This is a genomic window from Micrococcus sp. iso_239 (assembly GCF_056173395.1).
Genome location: NZ_CM149672.1, coordinates 1,692,369 through 1,715,003 on the forward strand (window position 1 = coordinate 1,692,369; position 22,635 = coordinate 1,715,003).

At 75.7% G+C, this 22,635-nt stretch carries 19 protein-coding genes; 11 read left to right on the forward strand and 8 right to left on the reverse strand.

Going from position 1 to position 22,635, the window contains the following annotated elements; all coding sequences use genetic code 11:
* The first annotated feature begins 75 nt into the window (after positions 1–75).
* From brnQ to AC0VX2_RS07815, 3 genes are all read left to right on the forward strand, one after another.
* Positions 76–1,470, forward strand: coding sequence for a branched-chain amino acid transport system II carrier protein (gene brnQ, locus AC0VX2_RS07805; protein ID WP_036339253.1), 1,395 nt, complete (start codon positions 76–78; stop codon positions 1,468–1,470).
* Between the two features lie 10 nt (positions 1,471–1,480).
* Positions 1,481–2,563: an NYN domain-containing protein gene (locus AC0VX2_RS07810; protein ID WP_036339251.1), complete on the forward strand. Its 1,083-nt coding sequence runs from the start codon at positions 1,481–1,483 to the stop codon at positions 2,561–2,563.
* A 99-nt stretch (positions 2,564–2,662) separates the two neighbouring features.
* A complete protein-coding gene (locus tag AC0VX2_RS07815) occupies positions 2,663–2,944 on the forward strand; it encodes a hypothetical protein (RefSeq protein ID WP_036314326.1) in 282 nt (93 codons plus the stop codon).
* Between the two features lie 27 nt (positions 2,945–2,971).
* Here AC0VX2_RS07815 and AC0VX2_RS07820 read toward each other — a convergent pair whose 3' ends face one another.
* Genes AC0VX2_RS07820 through hemE form a run of 6 tightly spaced genes read right to left on the reverse strand, consistent with a single transcriptional unit; the run spans position 2,972 to position 9,795 of the window.
* Positions 2,972–3,811, reverse strand: coding sequence for a uroporphyrinogen-III synthase (locus tag AC0VX2_RS07820; protein WP_119217196.1), 840 nt, complete (start codon positions 3,809–3,811; stop codon positions 2,972–2,974).
* A gap of 1 nt (position 3,812) precedes the next feature.
* Positions 3,813–4,946, reverse strand: coding sequence for a hydroxymethylbilane synthase (gene hemC / locus AC0VX2_RS07825; protein WP_377662945.1), 1,134 nt, complete (start codon positions 4,944–4,946; stop codon positions 3,813–3,815).
* A gap of 4 nt (positions 4,947–4,950) precedes the next feature.
* Positions 4,951–6,300 carry a ferrochelatase gene (locus AC0VX2_RS07830; RefSeq protein WP_475432510.1) on the reverse strand — a complete coding sequence of 450 codons (1,350 nt, stop codon included), beginning with the start codon at positions 6,298–6,300 and terminating at the stop codon, positions 4,951–4,953.
* Positions 6,300–7,016, reverse strand: a complete 717-nt coding sequence (gene hemQ / locus AC0VX2_RS07835; RefSeq protein ID WP_036314319.1) for a hydrogen peroxide-dependent heme synthase — start codon at positions 7,014–7,016, stop codon at positions 6,300–6,302. Before hemQ ends, AC0VX2_RS07830 begins: the two co-directional genes overlap by 1 nt.
* Positions 7,017–7,066: 50 nt before the next feature.
* Positions 7,067–8,575 carry a protoporphyrinogen/coproporphyrinogen oxidase gene (locus AC0VX2_RS07840; RefSeq protein WP_036314317.1) on the reverse strand — a complete coding sequence of 503 codons (1,509 nt, stop codon included), beginning with the start codon at positions 8,573–8,575 and terminating at the stop codon, positions 7,067–7,069.
* Positions 8,572–9,795: a uroporphyrinogen decarboxylase gene (hemE, locus tag AC0VX2_RS07845; RefSeq protein WP_036314314.1), complete on the reverse strand. Its 1,224-nt coding sequence runs from the start codon at positions 9,793–9,795 to the stop codon at positions 8,572–8,574. The genes AC0VX2_RS07840 and hemE overlap by 4 nt, the downstream gene beginning before the upstream one ends.
* A gap of 136 nt (positions 9,796–9,931) precedes the next feature.
* Here hemE and AC0VX2_RS07850 point away from each other — a divergent pair, with 136 nt between their 5' ends.
* The 5 genes from AC0VX2_RS07850 (at position 9,932) to AC0VX2_RS07870 (ending at position 16,012) form a co-directional block, all read left to right on the forward strand.
* Positions 9,932–11,284, forward strand: a complete 1,353-nt coding sequence (locus AC0VX2_RS07850; protein WP_044659418.1) for a glutamyl-tRNA reductase — start codon at positions 9,932–9,934, stop codon at positions 11,282–11,284.
* 25 nt (positions 11,285–11,309) lie between these two features.
* Positions 11,310–11,966, forward strand: coding sequence for a TetR/AcrR family transcriptional regulator (locus AC0VX2_RS07855; RefSeq protein ID WP_036318026.1), 657 nt, complete (start codon positions 11,310–11,312; stop codon positions 11,964–11,966).
* Positions 11,967–12,086: 120 nt separating this feature from the next.
* A complete protein-coding gene (locus AC0VX2_RS07860; RefSeq protein WP_002854967.1) occupies positions 12,087–12,311 on the forward strand; it encodes a DUF3107 domain-containing protein in 225 nt (74 codons plus the stop codon).
* A 67-nt stretch (positions 12,312–12,378) separates the two neighbouring features.
* Positions 12,379–13,944, forward strand: a complete 1,566-nt coding sequence (locus tag AC0VX2_RS07865) for an RNB domain-containing ribonuclease (RefSeq protein ID WP_073117085.1) — start codon at positions 12,379–12,381, stop codon at positions 13,942–13,944.
* A 250-nt stretch (positions 13,945–14,194) separates the two neighbouring features.
* Positions 14,195–16,012, forward strand: a complete 1,818-nt coding sequence (locus AC0VX2_RS07870) for a DEAD/DEAH box helicase (protein WP_036339221.1) — start codon at positions 14,195–14,197, stop codon at positions 16,010–16,012.
* Positions 16,013–16,129: 117 nt separating this feature from the next.
* On the opposite strand, the gene AC0VX2_RS07875 is transcribed toward AC0VX2_RS07870, so the two are convergent.
* Positions 16,130–16,990, reverse strand: coding sequence for a PHP domain-containing protein (locus AC0VX2_RS07875; protein WP_049147253.1), 861 nt, complete (start codon positions 16,988–16,990; stop codon positions 16,130–16,132).
* Positions 16,991–17,053: 63 nt separating this feature from the next.
* On the opposite strand from AC0VX2_RS07875, the gene AC0VX2_RS07880 reads away from it, so the two are divergent.
* The gene (locus AC0VX2_RS07880) at positions 17,054–18,652 is read left to right on the forward strand and encodes an aminopeptidase P family protein (RefSeq protein WP_144818690.1); all 1,599 of its coding nucleotides are present in this window, start codon (positions 17,054–17,056) and stop codon (positions 18,650–18,652) included.
* A 33-nt stretch (positions 18,653–18,685) separates the two neighbouring features.
* On the forward strand, positions 18,686–20,491 hold the full coding sequence (locus AC0VX2_RS07885) for a pyruvate kinase (RefSeq protein WP_069942062.1): 1,806 nt from the start codon (positions 18,686–18,688) through the stop codon (positions 20,489–20,491).
* Between the two features lie 6 nt (positions 20,492–20,497).
* Here the strand turns inward: AC0VX2_RS07885 and AC0VX2_RS07890 are convergent, their stop codons facing one another.
* The gene (locus tag AC0VX2_RS07890; protein ID WP_119217190.1) at positions 20,498–21,274 is read right to left on the reverse strand and encodes a YflT domain-containing protein; all 777 of its coding nucleotides are present in this window, start codon (positions 21,272–21,274) and stop codon (positions 20,498–20,500) included.
* 92 nt (positions 21,275–21,366) lie between these two features.
* On the opposite strand from AC0VX2_RS07890, the gene AC0VX2_RS07895 reads away from it, so the two are divergent.
* Complete coding sequence (locus tag AC0VX2_RS07895) at positions 21,367–22,635, forward strand: magnesium transporter MgtE N-terminal domain-containing protein (protein ID WP_036316492.1); 1,269 nt, start codon at positions 21,367–21,369, stop codon at positions 22,633–22,635.

Consider the following 22,635-nt stretch of genomic DNA (forward strand, 5'->3'; position numbering starts at 1 on the left):
GTCCAGTCTAGGCGCGGAGGCTGACCGCGCGCCGGGTACAGTCATGGCGCCCCGTTCGCCGTCGAGAGGCCCGTGATGCCCCCGCGCCTGCGCCCCGGTCAGACCCTGCTGCTGGCCTCGCTCGTCTTCGGCCTGTTCTTCGGCGCCGGCAACCTGATCTTCCCCGCCGGCCTGGGCCGGGATGCGGGCGCCGCGGTCACGCCGGCCACGCTCGGCTTCCTCGTCACGGCGGTGGGGCTGCCGGTCCTGGGCATCGTCGCCTCGGCGGTGACGGGGGCGCGCTCGGTCCGTGAGATGACGGCGCCCGTCTCCCGGCGCTTCGCCGTGGCGTTCACGTGCCTGCTGTACCTGACGATCGGCCCCCTCTTCGCCATCCCCCGCACCGCCACGGTGTCCTATGAGATCGGTGTCGCGCCCCTGGCGGGCGACGGCGGCCTGCGGCTGCTCGGCTTCACGGCGGCGTTCTTCGCGGTCGCCGCGGTGGCGGCGTTCCGTCCGGGCCGGCTCATGGAGTGGGTGGGGCGCTACCTGACCCCGGCGTTCCTGGTCCTGCTCGGCGCCCTGGTGGCGGCCGCCGTCGTGGCCCCGATGAGCACGGGCGCCCTGCCCTCGCCGACCCCCGCCTACGCCGACGGGGCGCTCGTGCGGGGCCTGCTGGACGGCTACAACACCATGGACGCGCTCGCCTCGCTCGCCTTCGCGGTCGTGATCGTCGACGCCGCCCGGCGCCTGGGCGTGACGGGCCCGCGCCGCATGGCGGTGGAGCTGGGCAAGGCGGGGCTGCTCGGCGGTGCGGCGATGGCGGTGGTCTACGCCTCCCTGGCGTACGTCGGCGCCACGAGCCACGGCGCGTTCGCGCAGGCCGCGAACGGCGGCGACGTCCTCGCCCGCAGCGCGAGCCACTTCTTCGGCGCGGCGGGCGTGTACCTCATCGCGGCCATCGTCGTCGTCGCGTGCCTGAAGACCTGCATCGGACTGATCGTGGCGTGCACCGAGATGTTCGCGGAGATGTTCCCCGGGTCCTACCGGCTGTGGGCGAGCCTCTTCCTCGTCGTGTCCTTCGCGCTCGCCAACCTGGGCCTGGAGGCGATCATCGCCTGGTCCGTCCCGGTGCTGATGTTCCTCTACCCGATCGCCGTCGTCGTCATCCTGCTCGGTCTCGCCTGGGCCTGGGTGCGGGACCACCCGGCGGTGGCCCGCTGGGTGGTCGCCTGCACGGGGCTCGCCGCCTTCTTCGACCTGCTGGGCGCCCTGCCGGAGGCGCTCGCGACGACGCCGCCCGTCACCGCCCTGACGGGCCTGGCCGGCCGGGTGCTGCCCGGCTACGCGGTCGGCTTCGGCTGGGTGGTCCCGGCGCTCGTCGGGCTGGTCGTCGGCACGCTGGCCGCCGCCTCGCGGCCCCGCCCGCGCCGGGGCGAGCGGGAGGCGATCCCGGTCACCGCCGGCCACGGGCGCACCGCCGCCGACTAGGGTGGGACACATGCCCGAACCCACCCCCGCATCCCTGCGCATCGCCGTCCTGATGGACAGCGACAACGTCTCCCCCAAGTTCGCCCCCCTGATCCTCGAGGAGCTCGCCACCTACGGCACCCCCACGATCAAGCGTGCGTACGGCGACTGGACCACGACCAACCTCAACGGCTGGAAGAAGGCGCTGAACCACCACGCGATCCAGCCGGTCCAGCAGTTCGCCTACACCGTGGGCAAGAACTCCTCGGACTCCGCGCTCATCATCGACGCGATGGACCTGCTCTGGATGGGCAACGTGGACGCGTTCGCCCTCGTCTCCTCCGACTCCGACTTCACGCGCCTGGCCACCCGCCTGCGCGAGGGCGGCAAGCGCGTGATCGGCCTGGGCGCCCGCAAGACCCCCGCCTCGCTGCGCAACGCCGTGGACCAGTTCATCTACCTCGAGCTGCTCGGCACCGCCACGGACCACGACGTCGACGACGACGAGACCGGCGAGGACGCCCCCGCCAAGGAGGAGAACGCCAAGGCGTCCGAGGGCTCCGGCCGCTCGGGGTCCCGCCGCGGCGGTCGAGGCCGCGGTCGCGGGTCCAAGACCACCGACGCCGCCGAGTCCCCCGAGGCCACGGACGCGGACGCCGAGGCCCCCGCCGCCGACGCGGCGCCCGCCGGGGACGCGGCGCCCGCCGGGGACGCCGCCGCCGGCAAGGACGGGAAGGCCGCGGAGGCGAAGTCCGGGGCCGGTCGGCGGGGCCGCCGTGCGTCGTCGTCGGACGTCACCGAGGACCCGACCCCGCCCGAGGTGCCGGTCGAGGCCGAGCCCGAGCACGACGAGGCCGACGCCGCCCCGCGCATCGACCTGCAGGCCGCGCTCACCAAGGCCGTCAACGCCACGAGCACCGACGACGGCTGGGCCACGCTGTCCCTGATCGGCCAACACCTGAGCCGCACCCACGTGGACTTCGACCCGCGCGACTTCGGACACTCCAAGCTCTCCACCCTCGTGGAGGACCAGCCGTACCTGCGCACCCGCACCGAGGGCCGGACCATGGAGGTCTCGCTGGTCCGCCGCCGCAGCCGCCGCGCCGAGGGCTGAGCGGCACGGCCCGTCGTCCCCCGCGGCCGGCGGGCCGGTCCACCGGCCGTTCACCCGCCGGCCACCCGCCCACCACGCCCGTTCGGTAGGCTCCCCGGCATGGGGAACACTCTGGACTTCCTGCGCGGCGTCGACCGCCTGCACGCCTTCTACACGGAGAACGTGCGCATGCTCGCGCACGCGTACGACCTGACGGATGAGGAAGCCTCGGAGCTGCTCGCCAACACGGGCTTCACCAACGTCTCGGTCGCCATCCTGCGCGGCCCGCGGGTGGACATCATGGCCGCCGCCACCGGCGTGCCGCAGGACGAGAGGCACGACGCCGGCCCGGCGCCGACGGAGGACGACGCGCCCGACCCGGACGGCGGCCGCCCCGACTGAGCCTCGCCTCGAGTGCGGACGGGCGGCTCAGGCCGCAGCGCGCAGCACGGCCAGCACTCCGGCCGCATCCGGCGTGGGGGCCGTCCCGAGCAGGGGCAGACCCCGCCGCGCGCATGTGTCCCGGGTCGGCGCGCCGATCGCCACGAGCCGCACCCGCTCCCCCACCAGCGGCGTCAGACCCGCGGCCACGAACTCCTCCGCCGCGGACGAGCTGGTGAGCACCACGGCGGTCCCCGCCGCGACCTCGGCCAGCCGCGCGGGCGTCACGACGTCCCCCCGGCCCTCGTCCGCCGCCCCGTCGAGCAGCCGCCTGCCGGCCTGCGCCGGATACGGCACCGTCCGGTAGGCGAGCCCGGTCCGCACGTCCCAGCCCGCCGCGCGCAGGCCGTCGGCGAGGCGGGACCGGGCCCGATCGGACTGGGGCAGCCACGCGCGGGCGCCGCGGGGATGCAGGGCGGCGAGTCCGGCGATCAGGCCCTCGGCGGAGCGGTCCTCGGGCGGCAGCCACGGCGCCGCGTCGCAGCCCGCCTCGGTCAGCACCCGTGCCGTGCCCGGTCCGGTGACCGCGATCCGCGCGCCCGCCGGGACATGGCCGTCCCAGCCGACGGCCCTGAGCGCGCGCACGGTGTTGGGGCTCGTCACCACGAGCCAGCGGGACCCGTCCGAGCGCACCGGCCCGGCCGCATCACCGTCGGCCCCCGCCCAGTCCGCGAGCAGCGCGCGCAGGGGGCCGTCGTCGTCGGGCAGTGCGAAGTCGGTCAGCGGCAGGAAGCCGACCCGCAGCCGCCGCCCCGCCACCTCGGTGCCGGCGAGACCGGCCTCGAGGTCGCCGGCCTGGGCCGGCTGGCGGGTGAGCAGGACGCGCATCTCAGGCCGGGTCGTCGGGGCGCGGGGCGCCGTCGCCCCGGTCCACCCCGCGCACCGTGCCGGGCAGCAGGTCGGCGCCCTCGGCCACGAACTGCTCGGCCACGTGCACGCCGAGTGCCTCCGCGGCCACGAACAGGGTGTCCTCGAGCCACTCGTCGCCGGCCGCCGGGTCGCCGGCCACGTCGGTCGGCACCGGGTCGAGCTGCACGGACGAGGTCCGGCGCAGCACGCGCGAGCCGTCGAGGGCGGCCACCATCGCGGTCATCTCGATGCGCGGCGCGCCGGCCTCGCCGTCGGTCACGCGGGCCACGGCCCCGATCGGCGCGGCGCAGCCGGCCTCGAGGCGGCGCAGCAGGGCCCGCTCGGCGGTGACCGCCACGTGGGTGTCCCGATCGTCGACCAGCTCGAGGGCGGCGTGCAGCCTCCCGACCGGCGCCTCGGGGTCCAGGAGCGCCCGACCGAGGAAGGACTCGTCCTCGGCCCGGATCTCCACGGCCAGGGCGCCCTGCCCGGGGGCGGGCACCATGACCTCCGGGTCGATCCGCTCGGTGATCACGTGGTCCAGGCCGAGCCGGTCGAGCCCGGCACAGGCCAGGATCACGGCGTCGAGGTCACCGCGGGGCGAACCCGCGGCGGCCGGGGCGTGATCGTCGTGCTGCTCCAGCCCGGGCACGCGGGCCAGGCGGGTCTGCACGTTGCCGCGGATGTCCACCAGCTCCAGATCCGGGCGCAGCGCCTTGAGCTGGGCCACGCGGCGCGGCGAGCCCGTGCCCACCCGGGCGCCCTCGGGCAGGGTCGCCAGGGTGAGGCCGTCGCGGGCGCACAGGGCGTCCCGCAGGTCGGCCCGGGCCGGCACCGCGGCGATCTCGAGGGTCTCCGGCTGGGCGGCCGGCAGGTCCTTGAGCGAGTGCACGGCCGCGTCCACGACGCCGTCGAGCACGGCGGCCCGCAGCGCCGAGGCGAACACGCCGGTGCCGCCCAGCGAGGCCAGCGAGCCGGTGGTGACGTCGCCCTCGGTGCGGATCACCACCAGCTCGTGGGCCAGGCCGGAGCGCTCCGTGAGCGTCTCGGCCACGTGGGTGGTCTGCGTGGTCGCCAGGGCGGAGCCCCGGGTGCCGATGCGCAGGGGGGTCACGGTCTCAGGCCTCCTCGGCGGGGGCCGCGGCGCCCGCCTCGTGCTCGGCCAGCCCGCGCACGGCGGCGTCGACAGCGGACGTCGTCGGCCGCGTCGAGCCGTCCCGCATCACCTTGACGCAGCAGTCCGGCCGGCACACGTCGTACCACGCCGGGAAGCAGCCGACCGCGGCGCGACCCTCGCGCCGGCCCAGCCGCTCCTCCACGATGTCCACGAGCCCGGCCACGAACCGCGGGTCGGTGCCCGGGGTGGGGCTGCGACGGAACCCCACGCCCAGCCCCTCGGCGGTCTCCTTGGCCTCGGTGTCGAGGTCCCAGACCACCTCCATGTGGTCCGAGACGAACCCCAGCGGCACGACGATGAAGCCCGCCACGGCACGCCCCTGCGCGTCCGTCTCGGCGCCCTCGCCCGCGAGGTGCTCCATCGCGTCGTTGATGTCCGGCTCAAGCCACGGCACCGAGGGCGGGCCGGAGCGCGACTGGTACACGAGCGACCACGGCACGTCCGCGGCCTCGGGCACGCCGGCGAGGATCTCGCGGGCCACGTCGAGGTGCTGCGCCGAGTACACGTCCGCACCCTCATCGCCCGGCTCCGCCCCCGCCTGCGCGCGCAGGTCGGCGGCGAGGCCGCGCGGGCCGGCGGCGGCGGCGTCGGAGGTGGGGATCGAGTGGGTCGCGAAGAGCACGTGGATCCGCGCGTCGTCCCCCAGCTCCGCGCGCAGCGAGGCCAGGTCCGCGCGCAGGCCGTCCCGGAACGGCTCGATGAAGCCGGGGTGGTTGAAGTACTGGCGCGTCTTGTCCAGGTCCACCTTCCCGGTCAGGCCGGTCTGCTCCATGGCCATGCCCATGTCCTCGCGGTACTGGCGGCACGAGGAGTAGCAGGAGTACGCGGAGGTGGTGACCGTCAGGATGCGGCGGTGCCCGTCGGCGTGCATCCGCGCGAGGGTGTCCGGGAAGTAGGGCTCCCAGTTGCGGTTGCCCCAGTACACGGGCAGGTCCAGGCCGCGGGCGGCCAGCTCGGCCTCGATGGCCGCCTTCAGCGCGCGGTTCTGCGCGTTGATGGGGCTGACGCCGCCGTTGGCGCGGTAGTGGGTGGCGACCTCCTCGAGGCGCTCGTCCGGGATGCCGCGCCCGCGCGTGACGTTGCGCAGGAACGGGATCACGTCGTCCTGGCCCTCGGGCCCGCCGAAGGAGGCGAGCAGCAGGGCGTCGTAGTCCTTGGGGGCCATCACGCCGCACACGTCGTAGTCGACGCCGGCGGCGGCCTTCTCGGGCGTCCGGAGGGCCGGGGCGACGCCGGCGTCCGGGCCGGTGTGGACGGGCGCGTTGGCGCGGGGCTCGGGGGCGGTAGTCATCAGGCCAGCACCTCCGCGATCTCGGCGGTCTCCAGACGGCGTCCGGTGTAGAACGGCACCTCGCTGCGCACGTGCAGGCGGGTCTCGTTGTTGCGCAGGTGGCGCATCATGTCCACCAGGTCCGTCAGCTCGTCCGCCTCGAGGCCCAGCAGCCACTCCCAGTCGTTCAGGCCGAACGCGCTGGTGGTATTCGCCCACACCTGCGGGAAGTCCTGGCCGAGCTGGCCGTGCTCGCGGAGCATGCGGGCCCGCTCCTTCGGGTCCAGCAGGTACCAGTCGTACGAGCGCACGAACGGGTAGAAGCACAGCCACTTCAGGGCCTTGCGGCCCATGGCGAAGGCGGGGACGTGGTCCTTGTTGAACTCGGCCATGCGATCTGCGCCCATGGCCGAGAGCACCATCGTGGTGCCCTCGAGCAGACGGGTGCGGCGCAGCTCGCGGATGGCGGCCTGCAGGTCCTCGGGCACCTGGCCGTACATCCACACCATGACGTCGCCGGCCTCGCGCATGCCCGAGACGTCGTAGACGCCGCGCACGGTCACGCCGGTCTGGGCCACCCGCGCGACGGCCTCGTCGAACTCCTTGGCGGCCTTCTTCGCGTCGCGGCCCTCCAGTCCCAGCCAGCCTGGCTCGCCCTGCGGGCGGGCGAACACGGTGTAGGTGGTGAACCAGTCCTTGCCGGCCTCGGCAGGGGTGGTGGTGCTGTCCTTGGTCATGGTCCTCTTCCTTGGGATCCGATTGCGTCAGGGGTGGTCTGGGGGCGAGGTCAGCCGGCGGGCGGTGCGTCGGCGCCGAGGGTGCGGTCCACGCCGGCGACGACGGCGGCCAGCCCGGTGCCGTGCACCCAGCTGCCCACGAGGTCGAGGCCGGGCACGTCCCGTGCCCAGTCGATCAGCGTGTCCGCCTTCGCGCGGTCGGGGCCGGCCTGCGGCGGGATGGAGCGGCGCCAGCGGGTGACGGTGCGGGCGACGACGTCCTCCTCCGCCAGCGGCACCCCGGTGAGAGTCGCCGTGTCCACGAGCGCCTGCGCGAGCAGCTCCTCGTCCGCGCTGCGATGGCCCAGGGCCTCGGGCCCGCCGCCCTGGCGGCCGTAGGACAGGCGCAGCACGTGGCGGTGGGGATGGCGGGCGACACCGTCCTCCTGCGGACGCGCGACGACCTCGCGCAGCCACGCCCACTTGGCGGTGACGTGGGTCAGGGCCTTGGCGGCCACGTCCGTCCCGGCGCCGACCAGCACTCCGGTGCCGCGTGGCGCGTCGTCCAGGCCCGCGGCCTCGACGACGAGCGTGGCCAGCGCGATGCCCTCGCCGAGGGCGGGGCCGGCGTCGGGGTCCAGGGCCTCGGCCGAGAGCGGGGCCAGCAGGTCCCAGGCGGTGACGCCGTCCACGGCCAGCACGACGCGGTCCACGTCGAGCCCGCGGACGACCTCGTCGTCCCGGTCCGAGATCTGGGCCCACCAGCCGCCGGTGGCGGGCACGCGGGACAGGGCGGCCACCCGGACACCGCGCAGGACGGTGGCCCCGTCCTCGCGCAGCGCCTCGACGAGCCGGCCGGTGAGGCGGACCATGCCGCCGTCCAGACCGGCCACGAGCGAGCCGGGGGTCCCGGTGGACCGCAGCGCGGCGACGCCCGCGGCCAGCCCGCCGTGCTCCACGGCGGCGGCGAGCAGGCCGGGGGCCACGCGCTCCAGCTCGACGACCGCGGGGTCGGCCGAGTGGACTCCGGCGACGACGGGGGCCACGAGGCGGTCGAGCACCTCGTCGCCGAGGCGGTCGGCCACGACCTGCGCGACGGTCACCGGCTCGCCGGCCGCGAGCGCGGCGGCCCAGCGATCCATGGGGGCCTCGGCGTCCTGCCGGGCGCGCTCCAGGCCGGCCGGCGTGAGGGCGGCGGCGAGGTCCTCGGCGTCGAGGTCGCCGGGGATGCCGACGATGCCGAGACGCGGGGCGCGCACGGGGCCGGCGGGACCGTGCAGCCACGAGCCGAGGGGCTCGGGCGCGACGATCTTCTCGCCCAGCCCGAGCTCCTCCACGAGCGCGCGCACGGCGGCGCCGCGGACGGCGAACGACTCGGCGCCGCCGTCGAGTTCGAGGGTCTGGGTCTCGGGGGCCCCGGTCTCGCCGTGCGAGGGGACGTCGAGGAAGCGCGGGGAGACCGCGCCCCCGAGCACGGAGGTGGCCTCGGCGAGGGTCACGTCCCAGCCCGCCGCGGACAGTCGGTGGGCCGCGACGAGGCCGGCGATGCCGCCGCCGACCACGAGCGCCGTGCCGCTCATGCGCGCTCCTCCCGCTCGGCGGTCTCGGCCCCCGGTGCCGGGTCCTGGCCCTCCCGCTCCGGCACGGGCAGGGAGTGGATCAGCTCGACCACGCGGGTCAGCACGGCCGCGTCCGTCTCCGGCGGCACGCCGTGGGCGAGGTTGACGACGTGACCGGGCGCGACGGCGCCGGAGGCGACGACGTCGCGCACGTGGGCCTCGAGGACCTCCCACGGGGCGGCGAGCAGGGCCGGGTCGATGTTGCCCTGCAGGGGCACGGCGCCGCGTCCGTCGGGGCCGGGGTTCGCGCTGAGACGGCGGTGCGCCTCGGCGAGCGTGAGGCGGTGGTCCACGCCGACGGCGGTCGCGCCCGCGTCACGCATGTGGTGCAGGAACTCTCCGGTGCCCGTGCCGAAGTGCAGGAGCGGGGCGCCGTCGGGGACGCCGGGCCCGGCGAGGTCGGCGACATGGGCGAGGGCCGCCGTCGAGTGCGGCTGCACGTGCTCGAGGTAGTCGTCCGCCGAGAGCGAACCGGCCCACGAGTCGAACAGCTGCGCGGCGGAGGCGCCGGACTCGAGCTGGGCGCGCAGGAACTGGCCGGACACGGTGGCCGCCCAGCCGGCCAGGGCGGCCCAGGTCTCGGGGTCGGCGTGCATCATGCGCCGCGGGCCGAAGTGGTCGCGGGAGGGACGGCCCTCCACCATGTACGCCGCCAGCGTGAAGGGGGCACCGGCGAAGCCGATCAGGGGGCGCGGGCCCAGCTCGGCGACGGTGGCCGCGACGGCCTCGCGGATGACGTCCAGGGCGGCGTCCTCGAGGACGGGCAGCGCGGCGACGTCGTCGGCGGTGCGGACGGCCTGGCCGAGCACGGGGCCCACGCCGGGCTGGATCTCCACGTCCACGCCCGCCAGGCGCAGGGGGACCACGATGTCCGAGAAGAAGATCGCCGCGTCGACGTCGTGGCGGCGCACCGGCTGCATCGTGATCTCCCGGACCAGGTCCGGCATGAGGCAGGAGTCGAGCATCCCGATCCCCTCGCGCACCCGGCGGTACTCGGGCAGCGAACGGCCGGCCTGCCGCATGAACCACACGGGGTGGCGGTCGGGGCGCTGGCCGCGTAGCGCGCGAAGGAGCGGGCTGGCCACGGTCGAGCGTGACGGATCCTCGGTGCGCAGCGGGTGCTCGGCGGGCAGTGCCGGGACGGCCGCGGGGGTCTCGGGGGTCTGGGACAGGGCGGACATGCCCCCAGTGTCCCACCGGTCGTGTCGCGGTGGCACATCCGCGTCCTCCGTGAGCGCCGTCACACTGGCCGACGGCACCCGGGTCAGGCCCGCCTTCCCGGACGGGCGGGGCGGTCGGGGCTAGACTTGGCCCGCTGTGACTGTCTTCTCTCTCGTCGCCTCCCACCATGACCTGGACCTGGACACGGTCGCCCGCCTCAGCGCCGGCGCGACCGGGGTCGGGCCCGCCCTGCCCGGCAGCGGCGCGGCGGGCGCCATCGTGCTGGCCACGTGCAACCGCGTGGAGATCTACGCCGAGGCCGACGGGGCCGGCGTCGAGGCCGCCCGCACGGGGCTGCTGTCCGCCGTCGCCGCCTCCACCTCCCTGCCGGACGAGGACGTGCACACCGCGTTCCGCACGCTCGACGCCGACGCCACGGCCCGTCACCTCTTCGAGGTCGGCGCCGGACTGGACTCCGCCGTGGTGGGCGAGCGCGAGATCGCCGGTCAGGTACGGCGCGCCCTGACGGCGGCCCAGGAGGCCGGCACCGCCTCGGGCCCGCTCGTCCGCCTCTTCGAGTCCGCCACGCGCACGGCCAAGGACGTCGGCTCCCGCACGGCGCTCGGCGCGGCCGGCCGTTCGGTCGTCTCCGTCGCCCTGGACCTCGCGGAGGAGCTGCGCGGTCTCACCGACGCCGCGGCCCAGCGCGACTTCTGGGCCGGGGCCACCATCCTGCTGATCGGCACGGGCGCCTACGCCGGCACCACGCTGGCGCAGCTGGCGGACCGGGGTGCGACCACCGTCGGCGTGCACTCGGCCTCAGGCCGCGCGGAGCAGTTCGTCGCGGACCGCGGCGGCTGGGCCCTCGCGCTCGGCGGCGAGGCCGTGGCCGGCGCCGTCGCCGAGGCGGACGTGATCATCGGCTCCTCCGGTGGCGAGCGCCAGATCAGCCCCGAGCGCCTGCAGGAGCTGCGCGAGGGCGGACGGCGCCCGCTCACGGTGGTCGACCTGGCCCTCTCGCGCGACTTCGACCCCGCCGTCGCGGACCTGCCGGACGTCGATCTCATCACCCTCGAGTCGGTGCGGCTGGCCGCCCCCGAGCAGGCCCAGGTCGCCGTCGCCGAGGCCCGCGCGCTCGTGGACGACGCCGTCGAGGAGTACCGCGCCGCGCAGCGCGGCCGCAGCGCCGACGCGGCCATCAAGGCCCTGCGCCGCCACACCCTCGGCGTGCTCGACCGGGAGCTCGAGCGCGTGCGCGCCCGCCACGGCTGCACGGCGGCCGCCGAGGAGGTGGAGTTCGCCCTGCGCCGCATGGTGAACCAGCTCCTGCACGAACCCAGCGTGCGCGCCAAGCGACTCGCCGCCGAGGGCCGGCTCGACCGCTATGAGGACGCCCTCGAGGCGGTCTTCGGGATCGAGGCCCCCGGCCGCCCCGCCCCCGCCGTGGGCACGGTCGAGGCGGCCTGCCCCGCGCACGAGGACGACGGCGGCGCCGCGCGCATCGCGTGAGCCCGCCCCGCGCCAGGAAGACCCCGTGACCGCCCACCCCGCCGCCACCGCGCCCGACGAGCCCGGGCGAGGCCGTCGTCTGCCCCGGCACGAGCGTCGCCGCCAGCTGCTGGACTGCGCCCGCGCGGTCTTCGCCGCCGAGCGGTACGCGGGGGCCTCCATGGAGCAGATCGCCGAGCGGGCCGAGGTCTCCAAGCCGGTCCTCTACCAGCACTTCCCCAGCAAGCACGAGCTCTTCCTCGAGCTGTTGGACGCCGAGGTCGCGAGCCTGCGCGCGCTCCTCGAGGCGGCGATGGACACCCGCCGGGACAACCGCGAACGGGTGCGGGCCACCGTCGCCGCCGTGTTCGAGTACATGGCCTCCCCCGAGCGGACCCACCGCCTCATCTTCGACTCCGGCATCGACGCGGACCCGGAGGTGCGCACGCGCAGCGAGGCCGTCCACCGGCTGCTCTCCTCCGAGGTCGCGCGCACCATCCGCGCGGACACCACCGTAGCCGAGGCCGAGGCCGAGGTGCTCTCCCGCGGACTCGTCGGCTATCTCCTGGGCGCCGCCCGCCACTGGGCGGACCGGCTCGACGCCGACGCCCGCCCCGCCGCCGCCGAGATGGCCCGCACGGTGGACGCGCTCGTCTGGCGCGGCCTCGCCTCGCTGCCCTCCGCGGACGACGCGCCGCGCTGACCCGGCCGTCCGGCCCGTTTCGCCCGCGGGTGAACCTCGTGGGCGCCCGTCCACCCCGCCGAGCGGTCCCGTAGGCTGACGGCGGACCGCACAGGACGCGACGAAGAGAAGAGGTTCCCCATGGAGATCCGCATCGGTGTGCAGCACGTCGGCCGCGAGGTCGTCATCGACAGCGAGCAGTCGGCGGACGAGGTCCGCTCCCTCGTGGACGCCGCCGTCGCCGACGGCACCCCGCTGGTCCTGGCGGACGCCAAGGGCCGCCAGGTGGTCGTCCCCGGCGACCGCATCGGCTTCGTGGAGATCGGCGCGAAGAAGTCGGGCCCGCTCGGGTTCGCCGCCTCCTGACCCGCCCGCACGCCCCGGTGATCCGCCGGGGCGTGCGTCGTCTCGGCCCCTGCCCAGGAGCATCGCCATGTCGCCTCACGCCCTCGGCCTCCGCGGCCCCGCCGACCCGGCCCTGCTCGAGCGTCTCGCCGCCCTGCGGACGGAGCTCGAGTTGCAGCCGGCCTTCCCCGCCCCCGTCCTGGCCGAGGCGGAGGCGGCCGCGCGTGAGGTGCACGCGGGCCTGACCGGGAGCCCGGACCACGCGGACCGCACGGCCCTGCCGTTCGTCACCGTGGATCCCGCCGGCTCCACGGACCTGGACCAGGCCCTGCTCCTGACCCCCGCCGACGACGACGGCATCCTCGTCCGCTACGCGATCGCGGACGTGCCCGCCTTCGTGACCCCGGACGGCGCCGTGGACGCCGAGGCCCGCCGCCGCGGCCAGACCGTCTACCTGCCCGACGGCCGGGTCCCCCTGCACCCGGAGGTGCTGAGCGAGGACGCCGCCTCCCTGCTGCCGGACCGCGAACGCCCGGCGTTCGTCTGGACGTTCCTGCTGGACGCCGCGGGCGCCGTCGTGGAGACCGGCCTCGAACGCGCCCGCATCCGCTCCCGGGCGCAGCTGACGTACGGGCAGGTGCAGGCCTTCCTCGACGCGCAGCCGGGGGCACAGGCGCCGACGACGCCGCGCCCCGGGGTCACCGACGCGGACCGGGCCGCCGCCGAGGGGTGGCCGGCCGAGGTGCGCGACTCGCTGGCGCTGCTGCCGGAGGTGGGCCGACGGCGGGCCGCACAGGAGGCCGCCCGCGGCGGTGCCTCCCTGAACCTGCCGGACCAGGAGGTCCGTGTCACCGAGGACGGGGCGCACGAGCTCGTGCACCGGGCGCCGTTGCCGGCGGAGGAGCACAACGCCCAGCTCTCCCTGCTGACCGGCATGGCCGCGGCCGAGCTGATGCTGGCCGCCGGAGTCGGGATCCTGCGTACGATGCCGGCGCCGGACACCGACGCCGTCGCCGCCTTCCGAGAGCGCACGCGCGCCCTGGGCGCCCCGTGGGACGAGGGCCAGGACTACGGCGCCTACCTGCGTTCCCTCGACCCCGCCGACGCGCGGCACCTGGCGGTACTGCACGCGGCCACCGGGCTGTTCCGCGGCGCCGGGTACACGGCCTTCGACGCGCAGGCCGAGGACCCGGCCCTGCGCACCCCGCCGGACGAACCGGCCCAGGCCGCGCTCGCCGCCCCCTACGCCCACGCCACCGCTCCCCTGCGCCGGCTCGTGGACCGCTTCGTCCTGGCCCTGTGCCACGCCCACGCCGTCGGCGCCCCCGCCCCCGCATGGGTCCGCGACGCCCTGCCCGAGCTGCCCGCCCTCATGGCGGACTCGTCCCGCCGGGCCTCGGCCGCGAGCCGGACGGCGGCGGACCTCGTGGAGGCGGCGGCACTCGAGTCCCGCGTCGGCGCGGAGCTCGAGGGGATCGCGGTGCGCGAGGCCAAGGACGGCACGGAAGTGTGGCTGCTCGACCCGGCCGTGAGCCTGCGGGTGCCGGGCAGCATCCCGGCGGGCACCCGGGTGCGCGTGCGGATCGAGGGCGTGGACCGTGCCTCGGGTGCGATCACGGCCGCGGGGGTAGACTGGCCGCACAGCTCACGCTGACCCAGGATGACCGGTCGCTCTCTGATCACCCTGACCCGCCGCCCGCGCCCCTGACGCCCGGGACGGCACCATGACCTGCCGGATCCGGCACGGCCCGCCGCGTACGGCGCGCCCGCCCGGTTCCACGGGGCACCGCCCGTCGGCCGCTCCGCGTGCTTGCCTCGCGATCGGCTTCCGCTTGAACCGCGCGCACGGCGGAGCCGGGCCTTCCGCCCGCCGTGACGACGCCTGACCAGGAACGCGAGTCGCCATGACCCAGAACTCCGAGCACACCCCCGCCCCCGCCGACGTCGACCCGACGGTCGCGGAGATCGCGGAGGACATCGTCACCGAGGACGCCGCCCCCGTGGCCCCCGAGCAGACCTTCGCCGACTTCGGGGTGCACCCCAAGATCGTCGAGGCCCTGGAGGCCAAGGGCATCGTCCACCCCTTCCCCATCCAGGCCATGACCCTGCCGGTCGCCCTCGGCGGCCACGACATCATCGGCCAGGCCAAGACCGGCACGGGCAAGACCCTCGGCTTCGGCATCCCCGCGCTGCAGCGCGCCATCGGCCCGGGTGAGCCCGGTTGGGACGGCCTCGAGGCCAAGGGCACCGCGGGCGCCCCGCAGGCCCTGATCGTCGCCCCGACGCGCGAGCTCGCCGTCCAGGTGGCCGGCGATCTCACGGCCGCCGCGGCCCGGCGCCCCCTGCGCATCGCCACCATCTACGGCGGCCGCGCCTACGAGCCGCAGATCGAGGAGCTGCAGCGCGGCGTCGAGATCGTCGTCGGCACTCCCGGCCGCCTCATCGACCTGATGCGCCAGCGCCACCTGCGCCTGGACCTGGTGAACACCGTGGTGCTGGACGAGGCCGACGAGATGCTGGACCTCGGCTTCCTCCCGGACGTCGAGACCCTGCTCGCCGCCGTCCCGGCCGTGCGCCAGACCATGCTGTTCTCGGCCACCATGCCGGGTCCCGTGGTCGCGATGGCGCGCCGTTACATGACGCAGCCCACCCACATCCGCGCGGCGGACCCGGAGGACGAGGGCCTGACGAAGAAGGACATCCGTCAGCTCGTCTACCGCGCCCACCACATGGACAAGGACGAGCTCGTGGCTCGCGCCCTGCAGGCGGAGGGCCGCGGCCGGACCATCATCTTCACGCGCACCAAGCGCACGGCAGCCCGCGTGGCGGACGAGTTGACGGCGCGCGGCTTCGCGGCCGGCGCGCTGCACGGCGACCTCGGCCAGGGCGCCCGTGAGCAGGCGCTGCGCGCGTTCCGCAACGGCAAGGTGGACATCCTCGTGGCCACCGACGTCGCGGCGCGCGGCATCGACGTCGACGACGTCACCCACGTGTTCAACTTCCAGGCGCCGGAGGACGAGAAGACCTACGTGCACCGTGTGGGCCGCACGGGCCGCGCCGGCAACAAGGGCGTGGCGGTGACCCTCGTGGACTGGGAGGACATGCCGCGCTGGTCCCTGATCGACAAGGCGCTCGGCCTCGGCCAGCCCGAGCCGGTGGAGACCTACTCCTCCTCCCCGCACCTGTTCTCCGACCTCGACATCCCGAAGGGCACGAAGGGCCGCCTGCCCCAGGCCAAGCGCGTGCTCGAGGGCCTCGAGGGCGAGACGCTCGAGGACCTGGGCGGACCCGAGGCGAAGCAGCGCGACGGCGGCCGCGGACGGGGTCGCGAGGGCGGCCGGTCCCGTGACGGCGAGCGCGGCGGCCGAGGCCGGGGCGGGCGCTCCGGCGAGGGCCGTGACCGGGCGCGCGGCGGAGGCCGTGGCGAACGGACCGAGCGTTCTCCTCGCGGTCGTGACGAGGCGCGCGCCGAGGGCCGCGGGCGTGGTGAGGCACCCGCCGAGCAGCGCGCCGAGGGCCGGGGCCGTGGTCGCGGCGAGGGCCGCGAGCGCACCGCCTCACGCCCCGAGACCCCCGCGGCCCGGACGCCGGAGCCGGTGGCCGGCGTCGAGCTCACGGAGGCCCGCCGGGCCGAGCGCGCCGAGGCCCGGGCCGAGGCCCGTCGTCGCCGGGGCGGCCGCACCCGCACGCGCCGCAGCAACGGTGAGGTCGTGGACGGCTGACCGTCCCTCCCGGGCCCCGGGAATCTTCTGCGCGAATGACCCTTCTGACCGCCTGCGCGGCGGCTGGAAGGGTCATTCGCGCAACGGATCCTCCGCCGTCGCCCGGGCCGTCCGGGCTCAGCCGCGGATGATCGCCGTGCCGGTGCCCTGCCGCTCGATCTCGGCGAGCACCTCCGCGCCCGTGGTGTGCTCGCCGATCGGATTGGGCTTGCCGGTGCCGTGGTAGTCGGACGAGCCGGTGACGAACAGTCCGTGCCGGTCCGCGAATGCGCGCAGCCAGGTGCGCTCCTCCGCCGGGTTGTCCCGGTGCTCGACCTCGACCCCCGCCAGTCCGGCCTCGGCCATCTGCTCGAACACCTCGTCGCCCACCACGCGGCCCCGCATGCGCGCCCGGGGATGCGCGAACACCGGCACCCCGCCGGCGGCCCGGATGAGCGCGACCGCCTCGGCCGGGTCCGGGGCGAAGTGCGGCACGTAGTACTTGGACCGGCCGGCGAGGATCTCCCGGAACGCCGCGGAGCGGTCCGGGACGGCCCCGATCGTCACGAGGGCGTCGGCCAGGTGGGGCCGGCCGATCGTCGCGTTCTCCGCCGCGTGCTCCTGGACCAGCTCCCACGTGATCGGGAAGTCCGCGCCCAGGCGCCGCACCATCTCCTGCGCCCGGATCAGCCGCGCGTCGCGGGCCAGGCCGACCTCCCGCAGCAGGGCGGGGTCCTCGGGGTCGTGCAGGTAGCTGAGCACGTGCACGCTCACGCCGTCGGCGGAGGTGCAGGACATCTCCATGCCGGGCACGAGCGTCAGCCCGGTCTCCCGCGCGGCGTGGGCGGCCTCGGCCCAGCCGGCGGTCGTGTCGTGGTCGGTGAGCGCGAGGCCGTCCAGCCCGGCCCGCGCCGCCGCACGCACCACGTCGGCCGGCGGCTCGGTGCCGTCGGACTCGGTCGAGTGCGTGTGCAGGTCGTAGCGGGCCATGGCGGCCATGGTACCGAGACCCGCGCGCGGCGGCCCGACCCGCCCGCGCCCACCGGTGCCATGATGGAGGGCATGACCGATGCCGCACAGCACCCCGCCCAGACCGCCCCCGACCAGCCCGCCGCCACCCCCGAGGCGGGCGCCGACGGCACCGGCGCGGTGAACCCCCAGCCGCTGGCCGAGCGCGTCGACAACCGCTCGCAGCGCCCCGCCTCGAACGCCTTCCGCGACTTCATGGCCTCCGACTGGGCGCCGTCGTCGGACGCCCTGCCCGACGCCGACGCCGCGGCCCCGTACGCCGCCCGGCGGCGGGCCGCCGTGTCCGCGCGCTTCCCGGGCGAGCGGATCGTGGTGCCGGCCGGCCGCCTCAAGGTCCGCTCGAACGACACCGACTACCGCTTCCGCGCGCACTCCGCGTTCGCCCACCTGACGGGCCTCGGCGTGGACCACGAGCCAGACGCCGTGCTCGTGCTCGAGCCCACGGACCCGGGCGCCGGCGACGACGGCACGGACCACACCGCCACCCTGTACTTCCGTCCCCTGGCCGGCCGGGACACCGAGCAGTTCTACGCGGACTCGCGCTCGGGCGAGTTCTGGATCGGCCCCCGTCCGACCCTGGCCGGCCTGGCCGCCCGCACGGGTCTGCGCACGGCGGGGCTCGAGGAGCTCGAGTCCGCCGTCACCAAGAACGTGGCCGCGGACGGCACCGCGGTGCGGCTGCTGGCCGAGACCGACCAGGACGTGGACGCCCTGCTGGCCGCCGTCCGGACCGAGGCCGGCGTGGACCTGGCCGCCGCGGCCGAGGCCGACGCCCAGACCGCCGAGTTCCTCTCCGAGCTGCGCCTGGTCAAGGACGCGTGGGAGATCGAGCGGATGCGCGCCTCGGTGGCCGCCACGATCGCGGGCTTCGAGGACGTCGTGCGGGCCCTGCCGCGCGCCGTGGGCCACGACCGCGGCGAGCGCGTGGTCGAGGGCGCCTTCTTCGCCCGCGCCCGCCTCGAGGGCAACGACCTGGGCTACGACACGATCGCGGCCTCCGGCAACAACGCCACGATCCTGCACTGGATCCGCAACACGGGCGCCGTGCGCCCGGGTGAGCTGCTGCTGCTCGACGCCGGCGTCGAGGACGACTCCCTCTACACCGCGGACATCACCCGCACCCTGCCCGTGTCCGGCACGTTCACGGACGTGCAGCGCCGCATCTACCATGCGGTCCTCGACGCCGCGGACGCCGCCTTCGCGATCGTGCGCCCCGGCATCCGGTTCCGCGAGCTCCACGCCGAGGCCATGCGGGTGCTCGTCGACCGCCTCGACGGCTGGGGCCTGCTGCCGGTCTCGGCCGAGGTCGCGCTCTCGGACGAGGGCCAGCACCACCGGCGCTGGATGCCCCACGGCACCTCGCACCACCTCGGCCTCGACGTGCACGACTGCGCGCAGGCCAAGCGGGAGCTCTACCTGGACGGCGTGCTCGAGCCGGGCATGGTCTTCACGATCGAGCCGGGTCTGTACTTCAAGGAGGAGGACCTGGCCGTCCCCGAGGAGTACCGCGGCATCGGCGTGCGCATCGAGGACGACATCCTCGTGACCGAGGACGGGGCCGAGAACCTCTCCGCGGTCCTCCCCCGCACCCCGGACGAGATCGAGGCCTGGATGGCGCGGCTCCAGGCGTGATCCGGCGCGGAGGGCGCCCCTAGGGTTCGGACCATGGGTATCGACCTGACCACCGAGCTCACCGCCCTCCGCGACCGCCTCCTCTCCGCCGAGGCGGAGCACGCCGACCTCATCTCCCGCGTCCGGGAGCGCCACCGGGCCTCGGCCCGGAACCTCGTGCACTACGTCGCCCTGCGCGGCACCGACCTGCGGCCCCTGCAGGAGGCGCTGAGCGACGCCGGACTGTCCTCTCTGGGCCGCATGGAGGCCGGCGTGCTGGGCCACGTGGACGCGGTGCTGGCCGCCGCCCGCGCGCTCGACGGCGACCCCGCCCCCGCGCCCGAGGACGACGCCCTGACCTCCGCCGAGGGCCGCGCCATCCTCGCCCGCAACGCGGCGAGCCTGCTCGGTCCGGCCCGCGGCGACCGGGACGCGCGCATCATGGTGACCATGCCCTCCGAGGCCGCCACGGACCCAGAGCTCGTGGCCCGGATCGCCGAGGCCGGCATGGACCTGGCGCGCGTGAACTGCGCCCACGACGACGAGCAGGCGTGGGCCGCCATGATCGCGGCGGTCCGCCGGTGTGCCGGTGCGGGCCGGCCCGCACCCCTGGTCGCGATGGACCTGGCCGGGCCGAAGGTGCGCACCGGCCCCATCGAGCCGGGACCGCGCGTCGTGAAGGTGAAGCCCGCCCGGGACCCCTCCGGGATCGTCACCGAGCCCTCCCGCGTGTGGCTCGCCGCCGGGCCCCACGACGCCGTGGCCACAGCGGACCGGCCGGACGGCGCCGTCGTCGTGCCGCTCGCGGACCCGGAGGGGAAGACCCTGGCGGTCCTGCAGCGCGGCGACGAGATCGAGCTGACCGACGCGCGTGGCGCTCACCGCAGGCTCGAGGTCGAGCAGGTGGACGGCGAGGGCGTGCTCGTGCAGGCGGACAAGACGGTCTACTGGGCGACGGGCACGGCGCTGACGACGCCGCACGGGCCGCTCGAGGTCGGGCCGCTGCCCCCGCTCGAGCAGTCCATGCGCGTGCACGAGGGCGAGGAGATCGTGCTGGCCCGCTCGCTCGAGCCGGTCCCCGCGGTCGACACGCCGCCCTACCGGATCGGCCTCACCCTGGCGCAGGCGTTCGCGGACGCGGCGGTCGGCGACCGGGTCTCCCTCGACGACGGGCGGATCGGCGCGCGGATCACGGCGGTGTCCGACGACGAGATCACCCTCGAGGTGACCCAGGCCGGCCCGCGCGGGGCGAAGCTCAAGGCGGAGAAGGGCGTGAACTTCCCGGACACGCACCTGGACATCCCGGCCCTCACGGACGAGGACCTCGCCCACATCCCGTTCGCGGCCCGCCAGGCGGACATGGTGAACATGTCCTTCGTCCGCTCGGCCGAGGACGTGGCCCAGCTGATCGACGCGCTCGAGGCCGAGGACGCGCCGGACGTGGACATCACGCTGAAGATCGAGACGGTGGAGGCCTTCCGGCAGCTGCCGCGGATGCTGCTCGAGGCGATGCGCTGGCGGGACGTCGGGGTGATGATCGCCCGGGGCGACCTGGCGGTGGAGGCCGGCTTCGCACGCATGGCCGAGCTGCAGGAGGAGATCCTGTGGCTGTGTGAGGCCGCGCACGTGCCCGCGATCTGGGCCACCCAGGTCCTCGAGTCCCTCGCCAAGACCGGCCTGCCCTCACGGGCGGAGATCACGGACGCCGCGATGGCGCAGCGGGCCGAGGCCGCGATGCTGAACAAGGGCCCGTACATCGACCGCGCCGTCACCGTCCTCGGCGACATCCTGGGCCGGATGCACGGTCATGCGAGCAAGAAGCGCGACATGCTCCGGCGACTCGAGTCCTGGTCCCTCTGACGGGGCTCAGCCGCGCGGTTCGTCCTGGGGCCGGGGCGGGTGGCCGCCGCGCGCCTCGATGAGCTTGGCGACCTCCTCCGGGGGCAGGGTCACGCCGTAGGAGCGGTCCAGGCCGGTGGGCGCGGTGTCCGCCTCCGGAGTGGGCCGGGCCGACGCCTCGGGCCCGCCGGGGGCCGGCGCCGCGTGGGACCCGCCCGACGACGGCGCGGCGGCCGGGGTGGCCTGCACGGACCCGCCCCCGGCCTCCTCCGCGGCGGGGGCGGGCGCCGGCTGCGGGGCCGGCTGCGGCGTCGGGGCCGCGGCACCGCCCAGGCCCAGCTCCTGGCGGGCGCGGGCGGCGTGGTCGAACGCGACCACGAGGTCGAAGGCCGTCGGCACGACGGCCTGCGAGGACGCGAAGCCGTGCTGGCCCCGACGCATCGCGAAGCCGATCACGCCGAAGATCAGCCACACCGCCAGGCCCAGCAGCATGGAGGTGAGGATCTGCCCCGGGCCGGCCTCGGGGGCCAGCAGGTAGAGGAACACGCCGATCAGTCCACCGAAGAACACGCCGCGCACTCCCGCGGACAACGCCACCTGGGCGTAGTTCAGCCGGCCGCGCACCCGCTCCACGACCCGCAGGTCCTTGCCCACGATCGACACGGCGCTCACGGGGAAGTCCGTGGCGGCGAGGCGGTCCACCTGCTCGCGCGCCTGCGCGTAGGTGGCGTAGGTGGCCAGCAGCTCTCCGCGGGGCAGGCCCTGCTCGGCGCCGGGCTGAGGGTTGGACATCATGAACGACATGGACCCATTGTGCCCGGCCCGGCGCCCGGGCGGGCGGCGGTCCGCCGTACGCGGACACGGAGCCGCGGTCCGGCACGCCGTAGGCTGGGTCGGTGAGCTCCCCCAAGATCTTCGTGGCCCGCCTGCTGGGCCTGGACGTCTTCGACCCCCTCGGCGACCGCCTGGGACGGCTGCGCGACGTCGTCGTGCTGGACCGCGGCCCCGCCGCAGCCCCGTTCGCCACCGGCCTCGTGATCGAGGTCCCCGGCAAGAAGCGCGTCTTCGTCCCGATGACGCGGGTGACGTCCATGGACTCGGGCCGGATCATCACGACCGGGCTGATCAACCTGCGCCGGTTCTCCCGCCGTGGCGCCGAGCAGATGGTGGCCGCCGACCTCTTCGACCGGAAGGTGCGCCTCTCCGACGGGTCGGGCGAGGCCTTCCTGGAGGACATCGGGCTGGAGCAGCAGCGCAACGGCGACTGGCTGGTCTCGGACCTGTACGTGCGCCGCATCGTCGGCCGCGGCCCCTTCGGCCGCGCCCAGCGGGGCGAGCACCTCCTGCTGAACTGGGACGAGGCCCGCTGGACGGCGCAGGCCGACCCGCAGGGGGCCACGAGCTTCCTCGCCGCGCACGAGGACCTCAAGCCCGCCGACCTGGCGGACATGCTCCACGACATGTCGGAGAAGCGCCGCGTCGAGGTCGCCAGCGAGCTGCAGGACGAACGCCTCGCGGACGTGCTCCAGGAGCTGCCCGACGACGACCAGGTGCAGATCCTCTCCCAGCTGGACATCGACCGCGCCGCCGACGTCCTGGAGGAGATGGACCCGGACGACGCGGCGGACCTGCTCCACGAGCTGCCCGACTCCCAGCAGGAGCTGCTGCTCGAACGCATGGAGCCGGAGGACGCCGAGGACGTCCGGCGCCTGCTCGAGTACGAGGAGGGCACGGCGGGCTCGCTCATGACCCCCGTGCCGGTCATCCTCCCCCCGGAGGCCACCGTGGCCGAGGCCATGGCGACCATCCGACAGCAGGAGATCTCCCCCGCGCTGGCCTCGCTCGTGATCGTGGCCCGGCCGCCGTTGGAGACGCCGACGGGCCGGTTCCTCGGCGTCGTCCACTTCCAGCGCCTGCTGCGGTACCCGCCGCCGGAGGCGATCGGCAACATCATGGACAAGGATCTCGAGGCCGTCTCGGACCTCGCCCCCATCGCCCACGTGACCCGCGAGCTCGCGACCTACAACCTCACGTGCATCCCCGTGGTGAACGAGCAGGACCGCGTCGTCGGGGCTGTGAGCGTGGACGACCTGCTCGACCACATCCTGCCCGACGACTGGCGGGCCATGGACCTCGACGACGCCGAGACCCGCCCCGCAACCTGA

Excerpts from the sequence above, each read along its gene's own strand:
- brnQ (WP_036339253.1), top strand. The coding sequence starts at position 76 with ATGCCCCCGCGCCTGCGCCCCGGTCAGACCCTGCTGCTGGCCTCGCTC.
- AC0VX2_RS07810 (WP_036339251.1), top strand. The coding sequence starts at position 1,481 with ATGCCCGAACCCACCCCCGCATCCCTGCGCATCGCCGTCCTGATGGAC.
- AC0VX2_RS07815 (WP_036314326.1), top strand. The coding sequence starts at position 2,663 with ATGGGGAACACTCTGGACTTCCTGCGCGGCGTCGACCGCCTGCACGCC.
- AC0VX2_RS07820 (WP_119217196.1), bottom strand. The coding sequence starts at position 3,811 with ATGCGCGTCCTGCTCACCCGCCAGCCGGCCCAGGCCGGCGACCTCGAG.
- AC0VX2_RS07830 (WP_475432510.1), bottom strand. The coding sequence starts at position 6,300 with ATGACTACCGCCCCCGAGCCCCGCGCCAACGCGCCCGTCCACACCGGC.
- hemQ (WP_036314319.1), bottom strand. The coding sequence starts at position 7,016 with ATGACCAAGGACAGCACCACCACCCCTGCCGAGGCCGGCAAGGACTGG.
- AC0VX2_RS07840 (WP_036314317.1), bottom strand. The coding sequence starts at position 8,575 with ATGAGCGGCACGGCGCTCGTGGTCGGCGGCGGCATCGCCGGCCTCGTC.
- hemE (WP_036314314.1), bottom strand. The coding sequence starts at position 9,795 with ATGTCCGCCCTGTCCCAGACCCCCGAGACCCCCGCGGCCGTCCCGGCA.
- AC0VX2_RS07860 (WP_002854967.1), top strand. The coding sequence starts at position 12,087 with ATGGAGATCCGCATCGGTGTGCAGCACGTCGGCCGCGAGGTCGTCATC.
- AC0VX2_RS07865 (WP_073117085.1), top strand. The coding sequence starts at position 12,379 with ATGTCGCCTCACGCCCTCGGCCTCCGCGGCCCCGCCGACCCGGCCCTG.
- AC0VX2_RS07870 (WP_036339221.1), top strand. The coding sequence starts at position 14,195 with ATGACCCAGAACTCCGAGCACACCCCCGCCCCCGCCGACGTCGACCCG.
- AC0VX2_RS07875 (WP_049147253.1), bottom strand. The coding sequence starts at position 16,990 with ATGGCCGCCATGGCCCGCTACGACCTGCACACGCACTCGACCGAGTCC.
- AC0VX2_RS07880 (WP_144818690.1), top strand. The coding sequence starts at position 17,054 with ATGACCGATGCCGCACAGCACCCCGCCCAGACCGCCCCCGACCAGCCC.
- AC0VX2_RS07885 (WP_069942062.1), top strand. The coding sequence starts at position 18,686 with ATGGGTATCGACCTGACCACCGAGCTCACCGCCCTCCGCGACCGCCTC.
- AC0VX2_RS07890 (WP_119217190.1), bottom strand. The coding sequence starts at position 21,274 with ATGTCGTTCATGATGTCCAACCCTCAGCCCGGCGCCGAGCAGGGCCTG.